This is a genomic window from Shewanella sp. SM69 (assembly GCF_025653985.1).
Taxonomy (GTDB): Bacteria; Pseudomonadota; Gammaproteobacteria; order Enterobacterales; family Shewanellaceae; genus Shewanella; species Shewanella oncorhynchi.
This window is the reverse complement of sequence record NZ_JAKKRV010000006.1, coordinates 139,237-163,883: the sequence shown is the minus strand read 5'-3', so window position 1 is coordinate 163,883 and position 24,647 is coordinate 139,237. Positions and strand designations below refer to the sequence as shown.

Below are 24,647 nucleotides of genomic sequence, written 5' to 3'. Positions count from 1 at the left end.
TATGGACTATTCGATACGAGCTATTTGCTCGCCAGTGCCTTATCGAGCGCCTGCGCCACATCGTTAATGATGTCGTCGATATGCTCAATCCCAACCGAGATACGGATAAGATCCTCAGACACGCCCGCCCTTGCCAGTTCATCGGCATCGAGCTGTCTGTGCGTAGTGCTCGCAGGGTGGCAGGCCAAGGATTTCGCATCCCCAATGTTCACTAAACGCAGGATCATCTGCAGTGCATCGATAAAACGTCCGCCTGCACGCTTACCTTCTTCTGCTGTGGCCGCTTTAATCCCAAAGCTGATGATCCCAGAAGCTTTTCCCCCAGTGATCTTGTGGCAATTATCTTGATAAGGGCTGCTCGGCAACGCGCCGTAGTTCACCCAACTGACCGCCGGATGCAACACCAGATATTCCGCTAATGCCAAGGCATTCGAGCAATGGCGCTCCATTCTAAGGCTTAAGGTTTCAAGGCCTTGCAACAGTAAAAATGCACTGTGCGGTGACAGTGCAGCGCCGGTATTTCGCAGCGGTACTACACGGCAACGACCAATAAATGCAGCAGGACCAAAGGCTTCTGTGTAAACCACGCCGTGGTAGGAAGGATCAGCTTGATTGAGTAAGGCAAATCTTTCCTTATTCGCCACCCAATCGAACTTGCCTGAATCGATAATCACGCCGCCAATCGTTGTGCCATGGCCACCAATGTATTTAGTTAAAGAATGAATAACGATATCGGCGCCATGCTCAAAGGGGCGACATAACACTGGAGTCGCGACCGTATTATCGACAATTAAAGGCACGCCATGCTTATGGGCAATCTCGGCTAAACGTTGTAAATCGACAATATTGCCGGCAGGATTACCAATCGATTCGCAGAACAAGGCCTTAGTTTTGTCATCGATCAGCTCATCGAGGCCTTCAAAATCATCGAAGGCCGCCATGCGCACTTCAACGCCTTGGCGCGGCAATGTATGGGCAAACAGATTATAAGTGCCACCATAGAGCTGACTGGTGCTGACGATGTTATCGCCAACTTGAGTCAAGGCTTGAATCGCATAGGTAATCGCCGCCATACCCGATGCTACGGCCAGCGCACCTATGCCACCTTCAATGGCCGCCAGACGTTGCTCTAGCACGCTAGTAGTAGGATTCATTATCCGAGTATAAATATTGCCAGCGACTTTTAAGTCAAATAAATCAGCACCATGCTGGGTATCATCGAAGGTATAAGAGGTCGTTTGATAGATAGGTACTGCGGCCGCCTTCGTGGTCGCTTCTGACTCATAACCATGGTGTAATGCCAGTGACTCTAATTTCATTTTCCCTTCCTTATCCGTAGCAGCCCAGTATTCAATCGACATTGAGAATTGCACAAGATTTGTGCATGTTCAACAAGCTAACAGATAGACATCTAGAAGTCTAAAATTTTTTAGCCACAGCCTTTAACTTCGGCGCAAATTGTTGCGGATAAGTTCGGCCAGCACCACGACCGCAGAGACTATCTCTGGCGAGCACTCGTATGAGGCATTCAAACGCATAAAATGGCGGAATTCGACCTGATTACTAAAGAGATTTCCGGGTGCAATACTGATCCCACGCTCAATCGCCTGATAATAAATTTGTGTAGCGTCCATGTGTGATGGCAGCGCTAACCAGAGAAAATAGCCGCCCTGCGCGAAGTTGACCCCCACAGATTCGGGCAGATGCGCGCACAATAATTGATACATGGCCAATTTACGGCTGGCTAACTTTTTACGTAACTGTTTCAAATGCCGTTCATATTGCGCCGACTGAATAAAATCGGCGATGGCGAGCTGCATCGGCGCACTAGTCGATAACGTCGACATGACTTGTAAGCGTTGTAACTGCGGTGCATGGCATCCCGCCGCCACCCAGCCGACACGATAACCAGCAATCAAAGACTTAGAAAATGAGCCACAGTGCAACACCCGTCCTTCGGTATCGAAGGCTTTTACTGGCCTTGGCGCGCTGGAGTCGACATAGAGTTCTTGATAAACATCATCCTCAATCAGACTGACCTTATGCTCGTTTAGTAGCTGATAAAGCGCCTGTTTTTTAGCATCCGATAAACTGCAACCTAAGGGATTTTGATGTTGGCTCATCAACCAGCAGGCTTTCACTGGATAGGTTTTTAACACTTCGGCCAGCGCCTCGAGATCAATCCCCTGTTGTGGATCGGTCGCGACCGCAATGGCCTTAAGCTTAAGCCGTTCAATGGCTTGCATCGCGCCATAAAAGGTCGGTGATTCAATGACAACCCAATCACCCGCTTGAGTCAGGGTCGCTAAACTCAAGTTGAGCGCCTCCATGGCACCCGAGGTAATGATGATTTCGTCGGGCGAAATGCTCATGCCCAATTTGGCATAACGTTGGGAGATAGCCTTACGCAATCCCGCATTGCCTGGCGGTAAATTATCGGCGGCAAAAGAAGGTGACATGTGCCGAGTCACCTTAACCAAAGATCGCGCCAGTGCTTGTTGCGGGAATAAACTAGGATCGGGAAATCCTGAGCCAAAGGGCACTATGTCCGCCTGCTTTGAAGCCTGCAGCACATTGAAGACAAACTCATTAATATCCACGCTATCGGAAAGATAAATCGGCTTTTGCCGCTCGGGATAACGAAAGGCTTCTCCCTGCCGCGCGATTAATTCCGGCTTTGGCGCCACTAAATAGCCAGACTTAGCCTGCGCCGAGATCACGCCTTGGCTTTCCAATAACTGATAGGCATTGAGTACTGTCATCAGACTCAAGCCCGAATCGGCCACAGTTTGACGCAGCGACGGCAACTTGTCCCCCGCCTGCCAGACACCTTGGGCTATTCGTGTCTTTAATTCCTGCGCTAACTGCTCGTACTTCGTCATCTGTTATAGCCAAGCCAAGATATTCTGTGTCTGTTATAGCTAGCATATCCCATGGTCTAATAGCACACAAGCTTTCACCGTCGAGCCAATTTAGGGCTCAGTGCACGCGACTAGATCAATGCCTTTGTAACGAGAAATGCCTATCGCTCGAGGAAATTATGTTTGATTTTGATGCCACAGTACTCGCTAGAATCCAATTTGCTTTTACCATCTCTTTTCACATTATTTTCCCTGCCATCACTATCGGCCTCGCCACCTATCTAGCAGTATTAGAAGGTTTATGGCTGAAAACAGCGAATGAGGTGTACCAACAACTCTATCAATTTTGGTCGAAGATTTTTGCGATTAACTTCGGCATGGGCGTGGTCTCGGGCATAGTGATGGCCTACCAATTTGGTACCCATTGGAGCGCTTTTTCGACCTTCGCGGGCAGCGTGACTGGGCCGCTACTCACCTATGAAGTGCTTACCGCCTTCTTCCTCGAAGCGGGTTTTCTGGGGGTCATGCTATTTGGTCAGCAGAAGGTAGGCAAAAACCTGCATTTCTTCGCCACTTGTATGGTCGCCACGGGCACTATTATCTCGACCTTCTGGATCTTAGCGTCAAACAGCTGGATGCAGACGCCCCAAGGTTTTGAAATCGTGAACAATCGCGTTATTCCAGTGGATTGGTTTCAGATAGTGTTTAACCCTTCATTCCCCTATCGTTTAGCCCATATGACAGTGGCGGCCTTTATTTCATCGGCTTTCTTTGTGGGCGCATCGGCGGCTTGGCATTTACTTAAAGGTAACGACACGCCCGCTATCCGCAAGATGTTGTCTATGGCGATGTGGATGGCGTTAATCGTCGCGCCGCTGCAAGCGGTAATTGGTGATTTCCATGGTTTAAATACCCTTGAATATCAACCTGTAAAAGTCGCGGCAATGGAAGGCCATTGGCGTAATGAGGGTGACAAACCCACACCGCTTATCTTGTTTGCCATTCCCGATATGGACGCAGAGAAAAACCACTTCAGCCTCGAAATACCAGGGCTCGCGAGCCTGATCTTACAGCATGATTTAAGCAAACAAGTGCCAGCCTTGACTGAGTATCCCGCCGAGGACAGACCCAATGTGTTGTTAGTGTTTTGGAGTTTTAGGCTCATGGTCGGCTTAGGCTTATTGATGATTTTTGCTGGACTGTGGAGTGCTTATCTCAGGCGCAAAGGCAGCCTCTACAGCAACAAACACTTTCTGCGATTTGTATTGGTGCTCGGCCCCGCCGGATTGCTCGCCACACTAGCGGGTTGGTTTACCACCGAGCTTGGCCGTCAACCTTGGGTGATCCAAGGATTGATGCGCACTCAGGATGCCGTGTCTTCCCACAGCGTTACCCACCTGAGTATCAGCCTAGGGATTTTCATCGTCAGTTACTGCGGCATCTTCGGCGTTGGTTATCGCTATATGATGCGACTCATCCGCAAAGGGCCAGATATCGCAGCAACAAGCCATTAATTTTACAGTAAATGAATCTAATTTTACCTATTCAATCTTAAACATATTTAAGGGCTCACCATGGAATTCGATCTACCCTTGATTTGGTTCGGGATCATCATTTTTGCCACCTTAATGTATATCGTGATGGATGGCTTCGATCTCGGCATCGGCATACTGTTTCCCTTCATTCACGACGAGGACGACAGGGATATTATGGTCAATACCGTCGCCCCTGTTTGGGATGGAAACGAAACTTGGTTAGTGCTCGGCGGCGCTAGTCTGCTCGGTGCATTTCCCCTCGCCTATGCAATAGTACTCGAAGCACTAACCATACCGCTGCTCATCATGCTGCTGGCATTGATTTTTCGCGGCGTGGCATTTGAGTTTAGATTTAAGTCGGGCGCAGAAGCTAAACCATTCTGGGATAAAGCGTTTATGTTCGGTTCTATCACGGCCACCTTTTCACAGGGCGTAGTGCTGGGGGCGTTTATCTCTGGCATTTCGGTGAGTAACCAACAATTTAGCGGCAGTAGTTTCGATTGGTTAACGCCCTTCTCACTTTTCTGCGGTTTTGGTCTTATGCTGGCCTATGCTCTGCTCGGCGCGACTTGGCTGGTGAAAAAATGCCAAGGCGAGCTTAAAACGACCATGCAACAACTCGGTAGAGCACTGACCTTATGCCTGCTTATGACCATAGGTTTAGTCAGTTTATGGACGCCTTTTGTGCAACCCAATATTGCCCTGCGCTGGTTTAGTTTACCAAATTTATTCTACTTCGCCCCAGTGCCAATACTGGTATTAGCCTGCAGTTGGGCCTTGATAAAATCCCTAAATCGTGATGATAACTATCAGCCATTCCTACTCACTCTAGGGCTGATTTTCTTAGGATTTAGTGGCTTAGGGATCAGCATCTGGCCACACATTATTCCACCCAACATCAGCCTTTGGCAGGCTGCTGCCCCCGACAGCAGTCTGAGCTTTATGCTCGTCGGCGCCCTGATGATCATTCCGCTGATTTTGGTTTATACCTTTTGGAGCTACTACGTGTTCCGCGGCAAAGTGACCAAGGATGCAGGCTATCACTAGCCATGACTCAGGTAAAAGAAGAGGCTTCCCAAAACGCGACCTAAGCTAACTTGGCTTAGGTCGCTGATTCACCTTAGATGACTTTACATATGCAGGAGATCAACATGACGACCCAAACGAAATCCCTCGCCTATCGACTCGGCTGGTTAGTGCTGATTTGGTGTACAAGCGTAAGCTGTCTGTTCCTCGTCTCTATGTGTATCAAAATACTTTTAAAAGGTGCGGGCTTAACAACCTAAGTAAATATTGACTTTAGAAGCTTATATTAAGGCTTAATTCAGTTAGTGCCCATAGCATCTAGCGACAATGCACTAGAACATTCAATGGTTGAATTAATTTGGCTTTCAGTTCCGCCAAATTAACAAGTGCTCAGTTTACTTTACGAGTGCTAGCATTAAATTGACGAAGACTAGCCCCAATGTAACGAAGTTAAAACCATGTTAAATCCAGCTTTGCTGTTATCAGTATATTCAGCAAGATTAGCTTAGTTAGGCTTGCTTTATATTTTTACTTGACCTATGGTATCAGCCAAGCAATTACTTATTTAGTTAATGGCAAGACCGATATACTAAATCGATATACAAAAAATAAATAATCAATCGAATATCAACTTTTGACTGGAGATGTAACACTATGTTTAGCACTGCATTTTCATCACTATTTTCCCATGTGTTAGCTAACACATCTAGTTCAGTAAGCTCAATCCGCCTCTCGCTCAAATTCCCAGTCTAAGCCGAGCGTCACTCGCGCTCGGCAGAATTATAACTTCTTGTGAAATAAGCACAGAGTAATACACATTTTAATTTCTATGCTTATATTTTAACTTTGTTATTTCAGAGGCGGCAATGGCATATTCTTTTTTTAGTAGTCTTTTCCAGAATTTTATTCTAAAAACTGAAACCTATTATTTACAAAACAGTTTTAATGCCTCTCTACGCCCAACGGCTTTGGCAGGCGTGATTAGTAAGCTTGAGCAGCTAAAGCATGATACGACGAGTGATAAAGTGACTGTGGGACGGGAAATTCACTTAGTTAATCTGCAGGATCAGCAAGAGTACCAAATTGAACTCGTGTATCCACCAAGGCATAAACCCAGTGCAGGACGCTTCTCTGTTATCTCCGATTTGGGTGTCAGCTTACTTGGGTTATCAAAGGGCGAACTGGCAGAGGTGAGCATTTTAGGCAAACCAGTTCTGTTTATGATTAAAGATGTCAGTTTAACGAAAAAACAACCTAAAAAGTCTGTATAGAAAAAATCATTTGGCATACTTTTTTGTAAATGGCTATTGAGTATTGCTACTTGATAACATTTCAGAAAATTTTAAAGATATGATTATAAGGTTGTAAGCATTTTAAAATAGAGCATGTTCAATTCAGTGGCAACATGCTTTGAACTCGCTATTAGCGGCGGCTTATAGCGGCGGCTTATAGCGGCATTTTCAACATAATATAATAAGAGGGAATGTTATTTTGAAGTCATTAACTGGCCGCGATATTTATTAAAGAGACACTTCAAATAAGTTTAACACTGCAATTAACGACTCTTTGCAACTATTTACGTATAAGTCATGGCAGCGCTTTAGAGTAAACAGCAAAGGGGTTAAGAGGTTTAGCACGGCGCCTCAATCGTTAAATTTATTTTTATACTCTTTATAAATAAACCGTCTCAATTAAAGCCTGAAATAAAAAATTGAGCCCTACTATCGAAACCGATTTGCGGCGCGGGTTAGGATAGTAACCTTCACTTTGGAGTTTATATCTATGAGTAAAGAAAAAAACAAAAAACCGCCAATGAAAACCTTAAAAGAGAAGCGTCAAGATAAACGGAACCGCCAAAAGGCTTCCGACTAACTTATCTAACTCTGTAAAAAACCTTAAATCCTCTCTTTAAATAGGCCGAAAATAGGGTGTTAATACTTTAGCACCCTATCTTATTTCACAGTTTCCCCCAATATTTTTAGTGCATCATCTAGCGCGACTTTCGTATAGGATCTCATTATCTCGCCTTTATTAAGCCTTGCTCCATCAGCCACTCAATCACAATCGGCGGCGATACTGTTCAGGTGAGCACTGAGCATATTTTTTAAACATCACGATATAAGGCGAAGTTTGGTTATAGCCGAGCGTCAATGCCACTTCTTTGATCGCAAGTCCCTGACGTAATAGATGTAATGAATAGATAAACTTATGCCTTTGTCTTAGCTCAGTAAAACTCATCCCCAGAACCTCTTGGCAGCGACGAGCTAAGGTACGCTCTGTGGTATGTAATTCACTCGCCCAAGATTTAAAGGTTTTCGAACTCGCAGGGTCGGCTTCAAGTGCCAGCAACAACGGCTGTAACAGTTTATCTGAAACGGTGGGCAGAAATTGCGGTAGAGCTTTACCCAAGGTCAGCTGATCGAGCAAAACCTCAACCAGTCGCTTATCCGCCGCAGTTTCTGCCACAGTGACTTGCCGTTCCCGCAGATCGTTAACGATCGATTGGGCAATGGATGTCACGGCTAAAAGACAGGTCTCTATGGGAAAAGCCGCAGCCCGGTCGGCAACTATATTCATCGAGCAATAATGAATACTGCGCCGAGTATAACTTTCATGTTCTATCCCCGCAGGAACCCAAATCGCATATTGTGACGGCGATAAAAACCGTTGCCCTGCAGCATGTAACTCCATAATTCCACCGCTGATTAACTGCAGTTGCCCCCAAACATGTTGATGTTTTGGCGTTACCGTATTTGGCAGGAAAGCTTCATAGTTGAAGAAGATATCTGCAGCAGGCTCTTGCTCTGCCGTGAGCGGATGGTAAACCGTGCGCATTTTGATGCCCTCAAAGCTATGGTGGTCTAAAAACTCAAACGAAATCGCTAACCCAGATTACGCTTGTCCGTAGAGGAACTGACCTTGTCTGATAAGCGATATTTATATCATAACCGACCATGGATAATAGCCACTAATCTATTATCTGGATGCTCAAGTGATAAGCCATAAGCTAAGGCCAGTCACTTTAGCCAGTACCTAAAGGCAAGACCATGCTGTATTTGTTCCCCCTGTTGGCCGTATTAATTTGGGCAGGCAATTCGATAGTCAACAAGCTCTCATTTGGGATTATCGATCCTGAAGCCATAGCATTTTACCGTTGGTTTTTCGCTATGTTATTGTTAACCCCCTTTGTCGCAAGTCGCGTCTGGCAAAAACGCCAAGTGATACTACCTTTGTTACCTAAGTTCGCTACTTTGGCTTTGTTAGGTATGGTGCTAAACCAAAGTCTGGCCTATTTTGCGGCGGCTACCACCACGGCAACAAATATGGCATTAATCACCTCTCTCGTGCCTATGATCAGTCTGTTTTTAGCCGTGCCATTACTCAAGCAAAAATTATCACCGTTAGCCTTTGGTGGCACCTTAATCTCGCTATTTGGATTGATTTTTATGCTCAGTCACGGCGATATGATGAACCTTGCCATCGGCGTGACCCAAGGTGATTTACTGTTGCTCTTTAGCGCCTTTGTGTATGCGCTCTATGGCGTATTACTGAAACGCTGGCAACTGCCACTACCGACTTGGGAATCGGTTTATATTCAAGGACTCATAGCCGTATTCATGCTAACGCCACTGCTGTTTACGAGTCCCAGCATAGCGATCAGTGCCCAATCAGCACCACTGATACTTTACGCTGCTATCGCTGCCTCACTTTTAGCGCCGTGGGCTTGGATCAATGGCATAAGCAAACTCGGCGCCGATCGCACCAGCGTATTCTTTAATTTAATGCCTATTATTGCGGCGATACTGGCGGCCATCATCCTAGATGAAACCTTAGCCATTTATCATTATATTGGCGGTTCTATGGTCATTATTGGCGTCATGCTAGTGCAGATAAAACCTAAGCCTAAAGTCATCCCTACCCTAGCTTGTCCTGAATAATCCAAAGTAATGCGTTAACGCCTTGGTAATAGTGACCAAGGCGGTTTCGCTTATTTCAATGCGTACAAAATCCCATCGCAATCTGCTGCACGCAAAGGCAATTCTATAAATAACGGCTAAGCTATTTATTAAGTTATTAATGGAGATCGTCCTATGTTTAACAGTATTCGCGTTAAGTTTTCACTGATGTTTGCCATTATGGCGACAGCGCTCATTGTCATGGCAGTCACCGATGCTATGCAAAGCCGTGCTACTGTGAAACAGATGCAGGAATTTAGTCAGTTATTTAATCCCGCAATTTCGGCAATTCTCAATGCAGATCGCGACCTTTATCAAGCGCAGCTAAGTGAAGAAGTGTTACTCAGGGAAGAATTATCTGCCGATAATCGCAAGAGTGAGATTGATAACTGGCAAGAGAATGTCGATCAAGCCCGTGACAGAATGGGCGAGTTTAAAAAAATCCTTACAGATCACCTGCAAGTACTGCAATCAACCAATGGCTTTGAGGCGCAGTTTTCGCTCTGGTATCAGGCCTCATCAGAGGTCATTAATGCCGTCAAAAGTAATGATTTTGAACGCGCGAAACAACTCCACGAAACCAAATCCAAGCAAGAATTTAAAGCATTAAGAGATATCTACAATGCCGCGGGCGAAGCCGCCGATAACAGAGTAAAAGAGCTAGATTTACAAGCAACGGAACAGGCAACCACCCAAACCCAAATATCCTTAACGATAGCGAGCTTAGTCGCCATTGTGGCGCTGTTGATTGCCTACTTCGGCCCTAAAATTATAGTCAATGCAATTGAAGATATCACTAGCAGGATCAACGACATTGTCGATGGTGACGGTAACTTAACCCAAAGGATCCCTATCACACGTCAGGATGAAATCGGCGAGCTCGCCCATGCATTTAACTTATTTGTAGAGCAGCTACAGCAAATGGTCATCTCGATTATTGGTCAAACTAAGGATGTGAGCCAAACCGTTGAAAGTCTTGCAACTAAGTCAGCCACCACAATCAACATCAGCCATGAACAAGAGCAGTTTGTCGATACCATTGTCACAGCAGTAAATGAAATGAGTGCAGCCGTAAGAGAAGTCGCCAGTAACGCTCTTCATACTGCCACCGAAATCACTAAAGTGAATGACCAAACAGTAGAGGGTAAGAATATCCTCGCCCAGTCCGTTAATCATATTCAGCAACTGTCTGAATCAGTTAAAAATGCCGTGACTGTTATTGAAAAACTTTCAGTCAATTCTGCCAATATTGCCTCAGTGCTTGATGTGATCCGCTCAATCGCTGAGCAAACTAACCTCCTTGCCCTTAACGCGGCCATTGAAGCGGCGCGCGCTGGCGAACAGGGCCGTGGCTTTGCCGTAGTTGCCGATGAAGTACGTACACTAGCGAGTCGTACCGAAACCTCAACCCAAGATATTCAGCGCATGATTGAAGAGTTGCAACGCGGAGTAAATGATGCGGTTAAAAGCATTGAATCGGGAGCTAGCTTGGCCACATCAACCGTGACCCTCGCCAGCCAAACCCAAGATGCATTAGATGAAATTCTAAACTCCACCTCTAAGGTCAGTGAGATGTCCACTCAAACGGCGACTGCGACCGAAGAGCAAACCCATGTGACCGAAGAAATTAATCGTAACTTGACCGAATTATCCGATAAAACAAGATACTGCAACTTAGTGATCCAAGAAACGCAGCAAATAGTCGTCAACACTAAAGCCATTTGCAGCAACCTACAAAAAGAAGTTGCGCGATTTAAAGTCGCTTAAGATAAATAGCTAACGACACATGGTGAGCGATAAGCTATTGAAACGAAAAGAGTGCCCAATGTAGGCACTCTTTTTAATGGAAATAATACCAAGAAAAGCTTGAAGACAATAAAAGCCCACAACCGTATGCAAGTTGCAAATAACGGTAACGATACTGAACCCAAGTTGTATCGATTCACCCGTTAAAGTGCGAATAACAGTACTAACTGTTTAATGTTAACTCACAGTAATGATTGAATTTCTAATTCAATCATCTGCAAAAGCTGTAAAACAGCCAAAAGATACATCAATCAAAACTGACTAATTGACCACCCAAGTGAGCAATTTTTTCAGCGGCCAAGTCGGGATTAAGATAGCCTGCGACTTTCGTTAACGCATCGGCGCGCCAAGCAAAAGAGGCTCTCACACTAACAATACGCTCGCTTTCAGCATCGACGTTCGTATCGGCAACATTGCCAGTTGGCAGTAATAGTGCAGGGTAATCATGACTTAAGGTTTGTGAGACCCTTGAGCTGGCGAGCGCCATATTGCTAACGCAGAGCTTTTGGCTCGCTCCTAATGGACCGCGGCACACTACATTTAAAGATGCACTGCCAAAAACTTTTAAATCGCCACCCGCATTGACCCAACCTCCGCTCACGCCAGCGCGACGCAGCTCACTCACTGCCATATCAACCGCATAACCTTTAGCTATACCATCTAAGGTCAAAATTAGCGGTCTAGCTAATCGCGCTTGATTACCTTTTATTTCAATATCTTGCCAGTCACCTTGCAATAATAATGGCATACCAAGGTAAGCAGGCAAAGCGCCGCGAGACATCATTTCGCCGCCAACGGTACAATTGAATAAGTTGTTGCTCGCCTTACCCAGCCCCTTAGCCAACTTGAGCACTCGTAAACTATCTTGGCTTAACGTTACCCAAATTCCCGGCTGCCGATTTAACTGATTTAACTCGCTGTCCTGTTGATGGAAGCTCAGCAACCGCCCAATATGGGTCACACGCGAAAAAGCCGCGCTAATAGCCGCTTCCAATGCTTTATCTTTAAGTTGTACCTCACCGCTTTGATTTGGCAGTGACTCGGCAGCGATTTCCACCAGCGTTCCGAGTAATGGCTTAGCGCGACGTATCATGATAATACCCACTGTAGTAGGAAGATCTGAGGGATCAGCAATAAACGCTTCATCCAGTTAAATTTAAACAAAGCACTAAGAGTAATTAACATAATTTGTGCGGATTCTATTAAAGTCTCTACTTCAATACAAATTGTTGCCATTAGTTTTTATGGGGATTTTAGATGCTTGAAACTGTTTTACATTTAAAAACAATAGATTGCTTATTAAGGTTTTATTAAAGTTATTTGACTTATCATTGCTATCACAACGCTGCACAAGCGAACTAAGTCAATACATCCCCAAATGAGCCCTATTGATTAATGCCACTCATCATTTACGTTATTTATGCTGGCTTACCCACCAACAGCTCACACTAAATGGAGCGATAAATAGCCGGCTTACTCCATCACACCAGTCATTCGCTTAAATTTCATGCAATTCCGTTCAGTTGAAATACACGCTAAATCAGATATAAACCCTCTAATCCAACCTGAACAAAAACTATTAAAGTATTGATTAATAATTAAAATAAAGACTAAGCTTCATCTTATACAACCTATTAATAACCTAGCGATCACAACGGAAGTAAAAACATCTAGACGTCTAAATTGACAGGTTATCAGGGATCAAATATGCTTTGCCTCAAGTTGCTAGGATACGATGCCGAGGCAACACTGAATTTAAGCGAGTTTGACTGCCAAGGATCCTGCGGAAAAACCCTAAGCGAAAGAGAGATAACATTTGAGCAATCCAACAGCAGCACAGCACAGCCCGGCATCTTTTATTGCCCTGTTGCCATTATTTGTTTTCCTTGGTCTTTTCATTGGCGCGGGTGTGTATTTCCAAAGCCAAGGTGTCGACTTTGCCTTCTATCAATTACCCAGCGTTATCGCTATTTTACCTGCAATCATTCTGGCGTTGATTTTATCAAAACAGAAATTAAATCAATCGATTGATACCTTTATTGGCGGTATTGGTCACAGCAATATTATTGCTATGTGTTTAATTTACTTACTTGCAGGCGCCTTCGCTGCAGTCGCTAAAGCCACTGGCGGCGTCGATGCTACTGTTGCTCTTGGTTTATCGTTAATCCCATCGAACCTGTTACTACCTGGTTTCTTCGTGATCGCCGCTTTTATCGCAACGGCCATGGGAACCTCTATGGGGACAATCGCTGCTGTCGCTCCCATCGCCCTAGGCGTAGCCGACCAAGCGCAAATCGACTATGCACTGATGGCGGGAGCCGTGATGTCTGGCGCCCTATTTGGTGACAACTTGTCGATTATTTCCGATACCACAATTGCAGCTACGCGCACCCAAGGCTGTGATATGAAAGATAAATTTCGTGAAAATTTGATTTTCGCTATCCCCGCATCACTGCTAACTTTAATCGCCTTTGTATTTGCCGGACAAGGCCAAGCAGAATTAGCAACGCAGAATATCGATCTTATTAAGGTCATTCCTTATCTGACCATTTTGATCTTAGCCGTGGCAGGTCTGAACGTATTTGTGGTCTTGACCTTAGGTATCTTATTAGCGGGCGCAACCGGCCTGTTTACTATGGATTACGGTGTGATCCAATTCGGTAAAGATATTTATGCTGGCTTTAGCAATATGCAGGAGATTTTCATTCTGTCTATGCTAGTGGGTGGTTTAGCCGCACTCATGCAGCAGCAAGGTGGTCTCGCCTTTGTGAGTAAACAGATTGAAAAGCTGATCACTCGTTTCTCCAAGGCGCAAGGTGAAGCTTCATGCCGCGCTGCTGAGCTAGGCATGGCAGGTATAGTCGCAGTGACTAACTCTTGTGTGGCTAACAACACAGTTTCTATCGTGGTGACGGGTGATATTGCAAAAGACTTAGCAGAGAAACATGGCGTGAGTCCGAAACGTGCCGCCAGCATACTCGATATTTTCGCCTGTATTATCCAAGGTTTAATCCCGTATGGTGCACAGGCACTCTTGATTGCTTCGACCTTTAGCATCACGCCATTAGCAGCGGTATCACACGCTTGGTACTGTATGATTTTAGCCGTAGTGGCTGTTGCGATTGTAATTTTCCGCAAACGACACTAAATGATATTTGAGTCGCATGAGTAAAATCTAACGTTTATGACAAGGGACGCACTAGGCGTTCCTTGTCATTTTAAAGCTCTCTTTTGACGAAAAAGCATCAACTCGCTTGCCTTCATTAAACAATTCAGGCAAGTTACCGCATTCAATGTGGTCATATCCCGTCAGTATATTTTTAGTCCCCCATGAATCCTCTTTATCACCAAGAACCAAGTTATTACGATCTACATCGTCTTATTACATGGTTGATTGTAGGCGCAGCCTTTATTAGTGCTTCAGGAGTTTTAATTGCTATTTATGCTGAATATCAAAACGTTGGAGTTCAAGTCTTACAAATACGAGCTGATTTTTTAGGTAACTATATCAACTCCTCCCTCGCTTATGTGTTTAATTTAAGCTTATTGGCTGCGGGGCTCTGCATACTCATTTCAATGACCGGGCTCTACATACTAAAACTAGATACGTTTAGCCAATGCATAGCACTTACAGGTGCTTGGGTAGGAGTCTCTGTGATTTTGATGGGAATATTCCCCATTAATTTTTTGAGCATACACCGAATAGTTTCAACGAGTTATCTATTAAGCACCCTCATCTTACACAGCCTTGTGATTATAGCGGGGATAGTGCCTCGGTTTATTTGCCCAAAGCCACTGTTCTATTTGAGCCTGATCAGCTTTTGTAGTGCAGTGAGTTTAACCCTGCAATTAGATTGGACAATATTGGATTTCCCTCCCTGTGTGCCCCAAACACACTTTTGTACTGTTTCAGCCAATATGTGGCTCCAAACTAACTTGAGTATCATTTGGTGTTTAAGCCTAGCCTTTGCAATGCGGCGCCTATCAAAAATACTGTATCATCGCGCCCAAGAACGCCAAATACTTTAGGGTAATCCATGCGCTTAGCAAAATACCTCGCCCAGTGTGGCATAGGCTCACGCCGTGAAGCCTGCCGTTTGATTGAGGCTGGGCGCATCACACTCAATGGCGGTATCGCCCGCCACACAGATCCCATCTGTTTAGACGAGTCATTAAACTGCCTCGACCGTATTGAGTTTGATGGCAAACCTATCACTAAAGCCGAAACACTCGCCTATTGGGTATTTAACAAAGCTGTGGGCACAGATTGCCGTCTGCTTGAGCAGGATGAAACGAGCCTCATACACCTACTTCCCAAAGCGCCAAGACTCTACCCCGTCGGCAGACTCGATAAGGACTCCCGCGGCCTGTTGCTGTTAACTAACGATGGTGAGCTGACCCATAAACTCATGCACCCCAGTTTTGCCCACAGCAAAACCTACCATGTGCACCTCAACCGGCCATTCACTGATGAGTTTGTTGAACAAATGGCCAGTGGAGTACGTTATAAAGACCTACAAACCCTGCCCTGCCAAGTCCGCCGTCTCAGTTCGGACAGCTTTGAAATCGTACTGATACAGGGCTTAAATCGCCAAATTCGTAGGATGTCCAAGGCACTCGGATATCGCGTTATCGATCTTGAGCGCGTCGCCATAATGACACTGAATTTACGCAAATTAGCATCTGGTGAGTTACAAGAAGGGCAAATGCGGCCACTAACACCACAGGAAACCACAGCCCTTAAAATGGCACTGGTTACAGCGTAAACTAAAAAACCGAAGATAATTACGGATGTAATATCTACATTAGACCTTCTGATTTCTGCCAATAGCAGCCATCTGCTGTTAACTCTCTTATGCCCCAAAGAAAGATAATTGTATCGTCAATTGTGCTGCATGAATTGTCATTGTTTCCGCAGTGACTCGCCGTCTATTTCTTTCAAAATAAGCATCCCAGAGGCTCGACGGCGCCATCCATGTCGCAAACGGTCACTGGTACACCAATGCCAACTCTAACGAACCCTTTCAATGTTCTTTTAGCTAAAAGGCTATTGCCCCAAAGCATGTTATCGAGGTATTTGGCTTATAAATGACGTATTAATTACGGATTAGTCGAGTTACTTTGTGTTAGTTACTAACAGGCGTATTATTAAATGAAATTAAAGGCATATGGATGATTGGCTATGGTACTGAGTTGGCTTGATAAAATATTCATAAATGAACTAACTAAGGCGTTAGCTATACATACTCCTGAACGAATTCCCCGTAGCGGAGACAGTGGCAAGGAGATCGATTGTTATAGTGTTTATGTGACCGATAGTCATGGGAGCTACCTTGCTGATGCCGTAGTTGATAATGGCAACAAGCTTAAAGTAAAAGTGTGGGATGAAGCCAAGAGAACCCATGACAGAAGTATGTTGTTAGACCTACAGAATCTGACAGTGCTGAACTTTACCATACATCATTATCATGGCTTGGTTACGCACACATATGAATCCCCATTTGATTTTCTGATACATGAGGTAACAGGGCTCTATAAGATACAGTCCAAGTATGCACTTTGGAGGTACGCTGTTCCTAGGTTACTGCACTCAAAGAAGAAACATAAGAGACCTGATAGAAGCAGGGTTCTACGTGCGATTATTGAATTGTCTGAAAATAACCACACACAGACACTAGATGTGATGCGAATTCTGGATAACATTTATGGGATGTACGCTATCTTGCACCCTCAATACCCGACGCTAAAGCAAGCAACGCTATTAGTTATAAGATCATTGGCGGAATCGGGCGATATTGAACAGGTTAATCAATATGAGTGCAGGATTAAAGGTAAGGCACTGACAACAATGGAACTGTTACAACTTGATGCTACTGAACGAAGAAAAACAAACGTGACAATGTGGCTAACGGTTGTATTAGCTATAACGGCGTTGTTTCAGGCAAAGCTGGTTACTACAGAGTTGGAATTGAATTTGGATAGTATTGTGAAAGGCGCATGGTTCTGGGTAAATGAAACATCAACAGGCACAGCTGACAGCGGTGGAATTTGACATTTTTGGATACGAGAAGTTATCTGAAAGTGAGATTCTGGGGAGCTGACTCTAACTGGCTTTTGTCCAAAAGTATGTTATGTAATCTTTTTAATCTACAGGTTACACTAATGCTAAAAAGGTGAACCATGGTGATTTGCGAGACGACCGTCCGACCCATGGACGGGGCAGTCGAGCATCCACGGATGGACTTGCTGCGTGTCGACGAGTCAATGCCATGGCAAGCCTGTATGAGTCGAAATCAGCGAACACAAAGCTCCTAATAACTGAAGTTTCAGGTCTCACTAAATGACTACCCAGCACTAACCAACATGTTCCAGCCGCAAACCGAGTTACGATGAATCCCCGTAATTAGCTCAAACCCAACCAATTAAAAATTTATATAAAATGGTTTTCTCACCACCAAATTACACAAAACGCTTTCCAACCTCCGAATACAAAAATAGCGATAAACCCAGTGAGTTTATCGCTATTTTGCTGTCTTGTTATTTCAGCATTCTTAAAGCACTAAATCGCACTTGAATGCTGATAATCCAAATTCACTATGCCACTATAGGCCGCACCATTGCTGATGCGGCAATGGATTACTTAACGATTTCCATCTCGGCTAATAAATTGTCGGCATGATCTAAATACTTCATGACCCACAGCATATAACGGCTGTCGACATGAATAGAACGGTTAATTTCATTATCAAATGCCCAACCGCCGATAATACTTTCATACACACCGTCGAACAATAGGCCGACGAGTTCAGCACGGCCGTTTAAGGTCGGTGAGCCAGAATTTCCGCCAGTAGTATCTAAAGTTGATAAAAAGTTTACTGGTACAGAATCTATTGATTTCATATAGAAATCACCATATTGCTTCTGCTTAATCAGCTCTAACTCTTTCTTCGGTGCATCGAATGGGTCAACACCCGTGTCCTTTTGCACTATGCCTTCAAGGCGAGTGAATGGCACGGCCACTAAACCGTCTTTTGGCGAATAGCCTTTCACATGACCAACCGTGACACGTAAGCTTGAGTTAGCATCGGCATACACTGGCTTACCTTGCTCTAGGTTGTAAGCAATAATGGCATCCATATATTGCGGACGCACCTTCATTAGTTCACCCGCTAATTCTTTTTCTTTCTTTTCTTCGGCCATATCGGTGTCATACATAGCGACAGCGAATTGAATGAAAGGATCTTTAGAGGCTTTAAAATCGGCAACGGATTTATCCATCCACGCCAGACGAACGTCTTTCTTACCTAACTCAGTTTTGGCGTACATTTTATCTAAGGTTTTCGAAAGCTTAGCTTCACTAAACTTTTTATCGATACCAAAGGCTTTATCCAATGCGGGTAGGCGCTGATCTTCTGGCAGTGCGGCGTAGCGTTTTAGCATGTCGAGCAATACCGCTTTATCAACGCTTGGCGCATAACGACGGTCAATACGCTCCATGCTGGCTTTTAGACGTGTCATATCACGATCTTGGAAGCCCGGTTCACGCTGCATATCTGGCAGTTGTTTCTCGTTCGCGAGGCGATATAAGCTGCGCGCCGTCGGCAACATAGTCGTACTGCCTATGTAGCTTAAGATCATGTCACGCTCTTGATGCGTTTTGCCTTTGGCAATCAAGGCATCTAATTCCGCTAAGGTTTTACCGTATTTCGCTTCACGACTGCTGTCTTTGGCTATCCACGCCGCAAGCTTAGCTTCGAGGGCTTTACGGTCAGCCAACATGGTTGATTTGCCGTAAAACTCGATCATAGAAGTGAAGTTTTTCGCGTAATTTGCAAGGCCAGCAATTTGACTCTCGTACTTAATACGCTCGTCACTGCCCTCTGGCGCGGTTTCTTTAATGATCTCTATAAAGCGTTCACGCAGCATTTTGCCTTCGGGATAAGCCCACTCAAACTCATTTTGAACTTCAGTGGCTGTGCGATATCTGTTGGTGCGACCTGGGTAGCCTGCCACCATCACAAAATCCCCCTCACTCACGCCTTTAGCCGATACTTTTAAGAAACTTTTTGGCTCATAAGGCACGTTGTCAGCACTAAATTCTGCGGGTTTACCTGCTTTAGATACATAAGCACGGTAGAAAGAAAAATCGCCTGTGTGACGTGGCCACATCCAGTTGTCTACGTCGCCGCCGTATTTACCCACGCTCGCGGCTGGGTTATAGACTAAACGCACATCACGGATTTCCAGTTGTTTAACCAGATAATATTCGAGACCACCGTGAAAGCTATACACTTGGCAACGGTAACCATCTTCTTTTTCACATTCAGCAACTAAGGCTTTTTCTTGGCTTTCAACACCTTGATAGAAGGCGCTGCCCACTTTACCTTCAAGCCCGTTTTTAACTCGCTGAGTGACATTAGTGACATCTTCAGTCACATAGACACGTGAGCCAGGGGTCGCAGGTAATTCATCGGCGAAGGTCTTAGCTAAAAAACCATCCTGCAGCAGATTTTTCTCAGGAGTGGAGTTGTATTGAATCGCCCCATAGGCACAGTGATGGTTAGTCACGACTAGGCCCTTTGGCGATACAAATGATGCAGTGCAACCGCCAAGGCTTATCACGGCATTCATCGGGAATTCGGTGAGTTTAGAAATCGATTTTGCATCAATTTCAAGGCCTTTTGCTTTCAGCTCATCAGCCATAGCAGGCAGTTGATGGGGCTGCCACATACCTTCGTCAGCCTGTGCGCCAAAACTAGCGGCCACGGCAACTGTGAGTAACCATTTTTTCATTGTGTTAAGTCCGTTTTATGTGAATGAAGCCACGCGCAAGCTGGGCCATTTTCTCGTTTTAATAGCGTTGTTTTAATTTTAAATAACTGTGCTAAAACCCAGCATCACTCGCTTTAAAACCTAAAAAGCAAAAAGTCAGGCCGGGGCCTGACTTTATCACATGCAACACTCTCTATAACAGACTCTGAAAAACTCGCTTACAAAGCAAATACATTTAATCAAAGTTACCCAGCAGCGTTCGCTAAAAAGCCACGCCTATTGCAATGAATTAGATCCCAACAAATAGTTGGGCACCCACAATCACTGCACCTAACAAACCAGCAATGACTAACGCAACAGATCCGCCAGACACTTGATAACCACCGAGCTGCGACTGACGTTGACGCAGTGCCATAACAATTGGCAAGAAGATGATCATCACGACCAATGGTACGGCTGCAAATCCCAGTACCGCCACAAAGCCTTCAGGCAAATACAAGGCACACAAAACAGGCGGAATAAAGGTCAGTAACCAAGTTTGAATACGGCCGGCAAACGTTTCTTTGGCGCGAGTTAATTCGGCGATAAAGTCATATAAACTTAAGGTCACACCGAGGAATGAGGTCACTAAGGCTAAGTCAGCGAATAATGAAATACATTTGCTGATCCAAGGCGTATGAGCAATATCCTGTAATGCCGTGACGAGTGAAGGTAGTGAACCTTCAAAACTATTCACCTCATATCCGCCTACTGTGCCTAAAGTCACCAATAACCAAAGCACATAACAAGCAAGTGGGATAGTCGAGCCGATTAACAACACTTTACGCAGTGATACTGCATCGCCATCGAGATAACGCACTAAAGTGGCGATACAGACGTGGAAACCAAACGAAGTAAACACCACGGGAATTGCCGCCATCCAATTGCTGGTCATAGACTCGGCAATCGCACCAGTTGCCATGCTAGCAATACTGACTTCGGGCAATAAAAATAATACCACCACCACGAGCAATAGAATCATTAACGAAAATAGGAAACGTGAAACTTTATCGACCCAAGCAACACCTAGCGCCGCAAAGCCACCGAGCACCAGTGTAAATAACAACACTGCGACTTGATTATCGAGCACGATATCGAACATGTTCTTCGCTTTAAGCACTAATAACGAAGAGCCGCCGGTGAGATAAGCCGCGGTCAAAGCAAATAATAAACTCAGGAAAGAAGCACCTTGAATTATTTGACCTTTTTTACCCAGTAACTTACCCGTAATAGCATGCACGTTATCTCCCACGCCAGTGCGTAAGTTAATTTCGAGCATCAGTAATGAGGTATAGGCGGACACGCCCCAAATAACGACGAGTAACACTAAAGCAGGGATAATACCTAAAGCCGCAGTGGCTAAAGGTAACGCTAACATACCTGCGCCAATGGCCGTCCCGGCAACGATGGCGATCGAGCCTAACATTTTTGAATTCACACAATAGTCCTGTTCAATAATTAATTATTATTTTATTTGAGTAAGATTTGAACCGATAAAGCCTTGCGTCTTAAATCGAAATAAGCGACACATCACTTAAAGCATCCAATCAGATCTCGACCTAGCAGATCAATTGGCCCCAATAGCTTTTGAATGTTTCAACCCAGTAGCCATTGAGGCTAACTAAATCGATTATTGAAAAATGGCATGACTTTCAATTGTGATAGCCCAAATTAATGTACCGATATAAGCATCGATTAAATAGATAGTTTGGGACATTAACAGAGCCAAACCCAGTGGGCAAGCCAGTTGTGAACAAAGAAGGGTAGCAAACGGTACGGTAACAACTTAATAGCGCTGTGATAAACGAAAATAAACAAGCCAACAAAATCGCTACCTTTGTTGAGAATACCTGTAATCTTGTATTAGGCTCGAATCAAAATAAAGCCGGTCTTTTTCCATCCGATGCAGACAAAAAGGGCTTAAACACAGCAAATATGTTTAAGCCCAATCACACCTTTTTGAAGCTAGGTTAGCTCAAAAAGTTAATTTACAGCTCAGTCCACGCCATAGCCCAAGAAGCGCCAACACCTGGCTCAAATCCTGTGGCAGAAGCCGACCACTGCACGCAATAGCCGCTATAAGGGAATGGCTTACATTGATACACTTTGCCATTTTTAGGCTGTAACACTGTAGTACCTGCAACGTAACCTTTCACGCCTGCTGGGAATACAAAATCAGCTTCTGGTGCAGGAGCTTGATCCTTTAAGAAGAGATCAAAGTTCTGCTGAATAACATCACCTTGTTTAGGCTCAGCTTTTACCTGCAAATGATAATGCCCAGCTTTAGGCTCAACGACGTCTAACACTAAGCTAGCACTGGTATCGTTAACAGTTTGGCTCACAAAACCTGCCGCGGTGCCATCATGGCTAAACAAATACGCTGACACTAGCATCTCGGCGTTACTGGTCACATCAAAGCTGACCTTCGCCGCACCATCGATAATTTGATAATCGTCGGCAAGTAAAGTGACTTCTAAGCTGTTGCCCGGAGCAGGAGCTAAATCAAATCCTACTTCGACACGCTCAATACCTGAGTTGTTCGCTGTAAAAATGTCGTTTTTGCCATACACAGGCTCAATCACACCCGATGCATTTTTTTGTCCCGCTTTTAACTGGGACTGCTGAGCATTAATCGCACTTGCTAATAGGAAAGGCCAATTTTGTTTATCACCTTGAGTCGCATCGCTAATGGTAATGACTGTTTGCTTAGCCGTTTGCTCACCATTGACGTCAAACACCCGGGTCATCACTTTATCGCCTGCTTTTAGATTGAGTGACGGATTGATATCCCCCACATCTTGCCATTCACTCGGCACAACAGGACCCGAGCCCAAGTTCACATCGATAGCATTGTAGAAACTATTCGTCGTATCTCCCACTTCCCACACGGCCAAGATCACTTGATAACCACTGCGACCTTCTGGCACGTAGCAGTCATGGGTCACTAACTTAGGCGGCTGTTCCATACCACCATCAACTACGCAAAAGGGTGCTAAGTCAAAGCTCGCTCGGCTCAAAGCTTGGTTTGGGTTCCAATCTTGGCGAGTTAAATAGTAACGCCAATTACGGGTGACATGGTTTGCTGTGAACTGCCAACTGAACTTATTCCAGCCCGCTTTAATATCCGTCTTTGCCCAACGGCTCGGACTTTGTTCATCCAAAGGTGAAAAAGCACCATTGCCAGCACTCGCCAGTTTGCCATCAGCAGGACCTGATTCAGGAAAACCCGATGGCCCCTCAACACTTTGCGGCTCCCATTGCACCGCGCCACAATTGGCATTTTTACCTGTTTTACAGGCATATGAACGCGATTCAGGTGCCACAACATAACCGTGCGCCTGCGCAGAGATACTCACAAACGCATTCGTCGCCATTACTGCCGCGGCCAATAAACTCAATTTAGAAATAGGGGAAAAAACAGTAGGATTTGCCACTTTAATGCACTCCATTGATTGCCTATCATCCTAAACATAATGATAGGCTTAGATATAAAAGTGGTATTTGGGCAAACAACAGCATTAAACAGCAGTCGTTTATCTTTCACAGAAATCGAATTCTGCGGCAACTCCGCTATCTTAGTTCACTAAAAAATCCATTTACAACCTTAGACCGGAAGCTTTGCGTCCTAACTTTTCAATTAGTTTGCCAAATACAGTCGTTATCATTGAGTCACTACGAGTTAACAGTATGTAACCAAGTAGAAATGACTTGGCTAAATTAGCAACAAAAGACAACGTTGTCAAAAAATAATTCATTTATATTCATTAAGTTACAGAATGTGGATCGGTATTTTTCTGACACCCGTCAAACATTTATCAGCACCTACTGTTATAAACTCGTGCTTGAAACTAAATCTTACCTAGGTATAATGCCCACCTCGCTTCGGGGGAGTAGCTAACTGGATTTCGAGCCATCGTCATCTAGGGTGAACATCAACATACTTGGCAACATGCCATGGTGTTCACAGCAAATCATAGATTTGCCCAGCAAGACCTGAGCACAATGACCGCACCTAGGGGTGGACGGTTTATTGTGCTTATGTCATAACCACCCCTAAAGGATCACACTTGGAAGCCCTACTTGCCTCAACCTTTACGGTTGCTATCGCCGAAATTGGTGATAAAACTCAATTACTTGCACTAATCCTCGCCGCAAGATTTAAAAATAAAACCGCCATTATTTTAGGTATTTTGCTGTCGACATTATTTAACCATTTTGCCGCAGCTTGGATTGGCCAATGGGCGATTAACTGGGTAAGCCCAGATCTGGCACGTTATTTAGTGGCTGCGTCATTCTTTGCGATCGCTCTTTGGGTGTTAATCCCCGATAAAGTCGATGCAGAAGAGAGCCGTTTCTATAAAATGGGCCCCTTTCTCGCCACCTTTATCCTGTTTTTTATCGCCGAAATGGGGGATAAAACGCAAATCGCAACTGTGGTATTAGCTGCAAAATACGATTCATTAACTATGGTGGTTGCTGGCACAACCTTAGGCATGCTGCTTGCTAACGTACCCGTAGTGATCGCAGGCCACTTCAGCGCCGAAAAATTGCCTATGTTGTGGATACACCGTGGCTGCGCCGTATTGTTCGCACTCTTAGGCGTAGCAACACTGTTCTTCTAAGAATCGAGGTAGGGGTTTTGCTGCAGAATA

17 protein-coding genes and 1 riboswitch are annotated in these 24,647 nt (G+C 44.8%); of the genes, 10 read left to right on the top strand and 7 right to left on the bottom strand.

The window, feature by feature from the left end; genetic code table 11:
- Positions 1–20: 20 nt before the first annotated feature.
- Positions 21–1,319 carry an O-acetylhomoserine aminocarboxypropyltransferase/cysteine synthase family protein gene (locus L5M37_RS10525; protein WP_198572965.1) on the bottom strand — a complete coding sequence of 433 codons (1,299 nt, stop codon included), beginning with the start codon at positions 1,317–1,319 and terminating at the stop codon, positions 21–23.
- A 123-nt stretch (positions 1,320–1,442) separates the two neighbouring features.
- The gene (locus tag L5M37_RS10520; RefSeq protein WP_198572964.1) at positions 1,443–2,882 is read right to left on the bottom strand and encodes a PLP-dependent aminotransferase family protein; all 1,440 of its coding nucleotides are present in this window, start codon (positions 2,880–2,882) and stop codon (positions 1,443–1,445) included.
- 158 nt (positions 2,883–3,040) lie between these two features.
- Between L5M37_RS10520 and L5M37_RS10515 the strand changes: the two genes are divergently transcribed.
- From L5M37_RS10515 to L5M37_RS10500, 4 genes are all read left to right on the top strand, one after another.
- Complete coding sequence (locus L5M37_RS10515; RefSeq protein ID WP_263200411.1) at positions 3,041–4,375, top strand: cytochrome ubiquinol oxidase subunit I; 1,335 nt, start codon at positions 3,041–3,043, stop codon at positions 4,373–4,375.
- 60 nt (positions 4,376–4,435) lie between these two features.
- On the top strand, positions 4,436–5,443 hold the full coding sequence (gene cydB / locus L5M37_RS10510; protein WP_105250028.1) for a cytochrome d ubiquinol oxidase subunit II: 1,008 nt from the start codon (positions 4,436–4,438) through the stop codon (positions 5,441–5,443).
- Positions 5,444–5,547: 104 nt separating this feature from the next.
- Positions 5,548–5,682, top strand: coding sequence for a DUF2474 domain-containing protein (locus L5M37_RS10505; RefSeq protein WP_105250029.1), 135 nt, complete (start codon positions 5,548–5,550; stop codon positions 5,680–5,682).
- Positions 5,683–6,288: 606 nt separating this feature from the next.
- Positions 6,289–6,693, top strand: a complete 405-nt coding sequence (locus L5M37_RS10500) for a GreA/GreB family elongation factor (RefSeq protein WP_212600402.1) — start codon at positions 6,289–6,291, stop codon at positions 6,691–6,693.
- 787 nt (positions 6,694–7,480) lie between these two features.
- Here the strand turns inward: L5M37_RS10500 and L5M37_RS10495 are convergent.
- Positions 7,481–8,257, bottom strand: coding sequence for an AraC family transcriptional regulator (locus tag L5M37_RS10495; protein WP_263195859.1), 777 nt, complete (start codon positions 8,255–8,257; stop codon positions 7,481–7,483).
- A 212-nt stretch (positions 8,258–8,469) separates the two neighbouring features.
- Between L5M37_RS10495 and L5M37_RS10490 the strand changes: the two genes are divergently transcribed.
- Positions 8,470–9,360, top strand: a complete 891-nt coding sequence (locus tag L5M37_RS10490) for a DMT family transporter (protein ID WP_113939865.1) — start codon at positions 8,470–8,472, stop codon at positions 9,358–9,360.
- 153 nt (positions 9,361–9,513) lie between these two features.
- Positions 9,514–11,145 (top strand): methyl-accepting chemotaxis protein, encoded by a 1,632-nt coding sequence (locus L5M37_RS10485; protein ID WP_263200409.1) that lies wholly within the window; start codon positions 9,514–9,516, stop codon positions 11,143–11,145.
- A gap of 286 nt (positions 11,146–11,431) precedes the next feature.
- Here the strand turns inward: L5M37_RS10485 and L5M37_RS10480 are convergent, their stop codons facing one another.
- Positions 11,432–12,277 (bottom strand): FAD:protein FMN transferase, encoded by an 846-nt coding sequence (locus tag L5M37_RS10480; protein WP_173496924.1) that lies wholly within the window; start codon positions 12,275–12,277, stop codon positions 11,432–11,434.
- A 723-nt stretch (positions 12,278–13,000) separates the two neighbouring features.
- On the opposite strand from L5M37_RS10480, the gene L5M37_RS10475 reads away from it, so the two are divergent.
- The 3 genes from L5M37_RS10475 (at position 13,001) to L5M37_RS10465 (ending at position 17,236) form a co-directional block, all read left to right on the top strand.
- The gene (locus L5M37_RS10475) at positions 13,001–14,332 is read left to right on the top strand and encodes a Na+/H+ antiporter NhaC family protein (RefSeq protein WP_105250033.1); all 1,332 of its coding nucleotides are present in this window, start codon (positions 13,001–13,003) and stop codon (positions 14,330–14,332) included.
- Between the two features lie 889 nt (positions 14,333–15,221).
- Entirely contained in the window at positions 15,222–15,950 is a 729-nt protein-coding gene (locus L5M37_RS10470; RefSeq protein ID WP_113939861.1) for a 23S rRNA pseudouridine(2604) synthase RluF, read from the top strand.
- Between the two features lie 416 nt (positions 15,951–16,366).
- A complete protein-coding gene (locus L5M37_RS10465) occupies positions 16,367–17,236 on the top strand; it encodes a hypothetical protein (RefSeq protein WP_113939860.1) in 870 nt (289 codons plus the stop codon).
- Positions 17,237–17,820: 584 nt separating this feature from the next.
- On the opposite strand, the gene L5M37_RS10460 is transcribed toward L5M37_RS10465, so the two are convergent.
- The 3 genes from L5M37_RS10460 to gbpA form a co-directional block, all read right to left on the bottom strand.
- Positions 17,821–19,977 (bottom strand): S46 family peptidase, encoded by a 2,157-nt coding sequence (locus L5M37_RS10460; RefSeq protein WP_263200407.1) that lies wholly within the window; start codon positions 19,975–19,977, stop codon positions 17,821–17,823.
- A gap of 268 nt (positions 19,978–20,245) precedes the next feature.
- Positions 20,246–21,421: an aromatic amino acid transport family protein gene (locus L5M37_RS10455; RefSeq protein WP_173248682.1), complete on the bottom strand. Its 1,176-nt coding sequence runs from the start codon at positions 21,419–21,421 to the stop codon at positions 20,246–20,248.
- A 562-nt stretch (positions 21,422–21,983) separates the two neighbouring features.
- Positions 21,984–23,429: an N-acetylglucosamine-binding protein GbpA gene (gene gbpA / locus L5M37_RS10450; RefSeq protein WP_263200405.1), complete on the bottom strand. Its 1,446-nt coding sequence runs from the start codon at positions 23,427–23,429 to the stop codon at positions 21,984–21,986.
- A 123-nt stretch (positions 23,430–23,552) separates the two neighbouring features.
- A riboswitch (cyclic di-GMP riboswitch) is annotated at positions 23,553–23,652 on the bottom strand.
- A 410-nt stretch (positions 23,653–24,062) separates the two neighbouring features.
- Between gbpA and L5M37_RS10445 the strand changes: the two genes are divergently transcribed.
- The gene (locus L5M37_RS10445; RefSeq protein WP_131524629.1) at positions 24,063–24,617 is read left to right on the top strand and encodes a TMEM165/GDT1 family protein; all 555 of its coding nucleotides are present in this window, start codon (positions 24,063–24,065) and stop codon (positions 24,615–24,617) included.
- Positions 24,618–24,647: the final 30 nt, after the last annotated feature.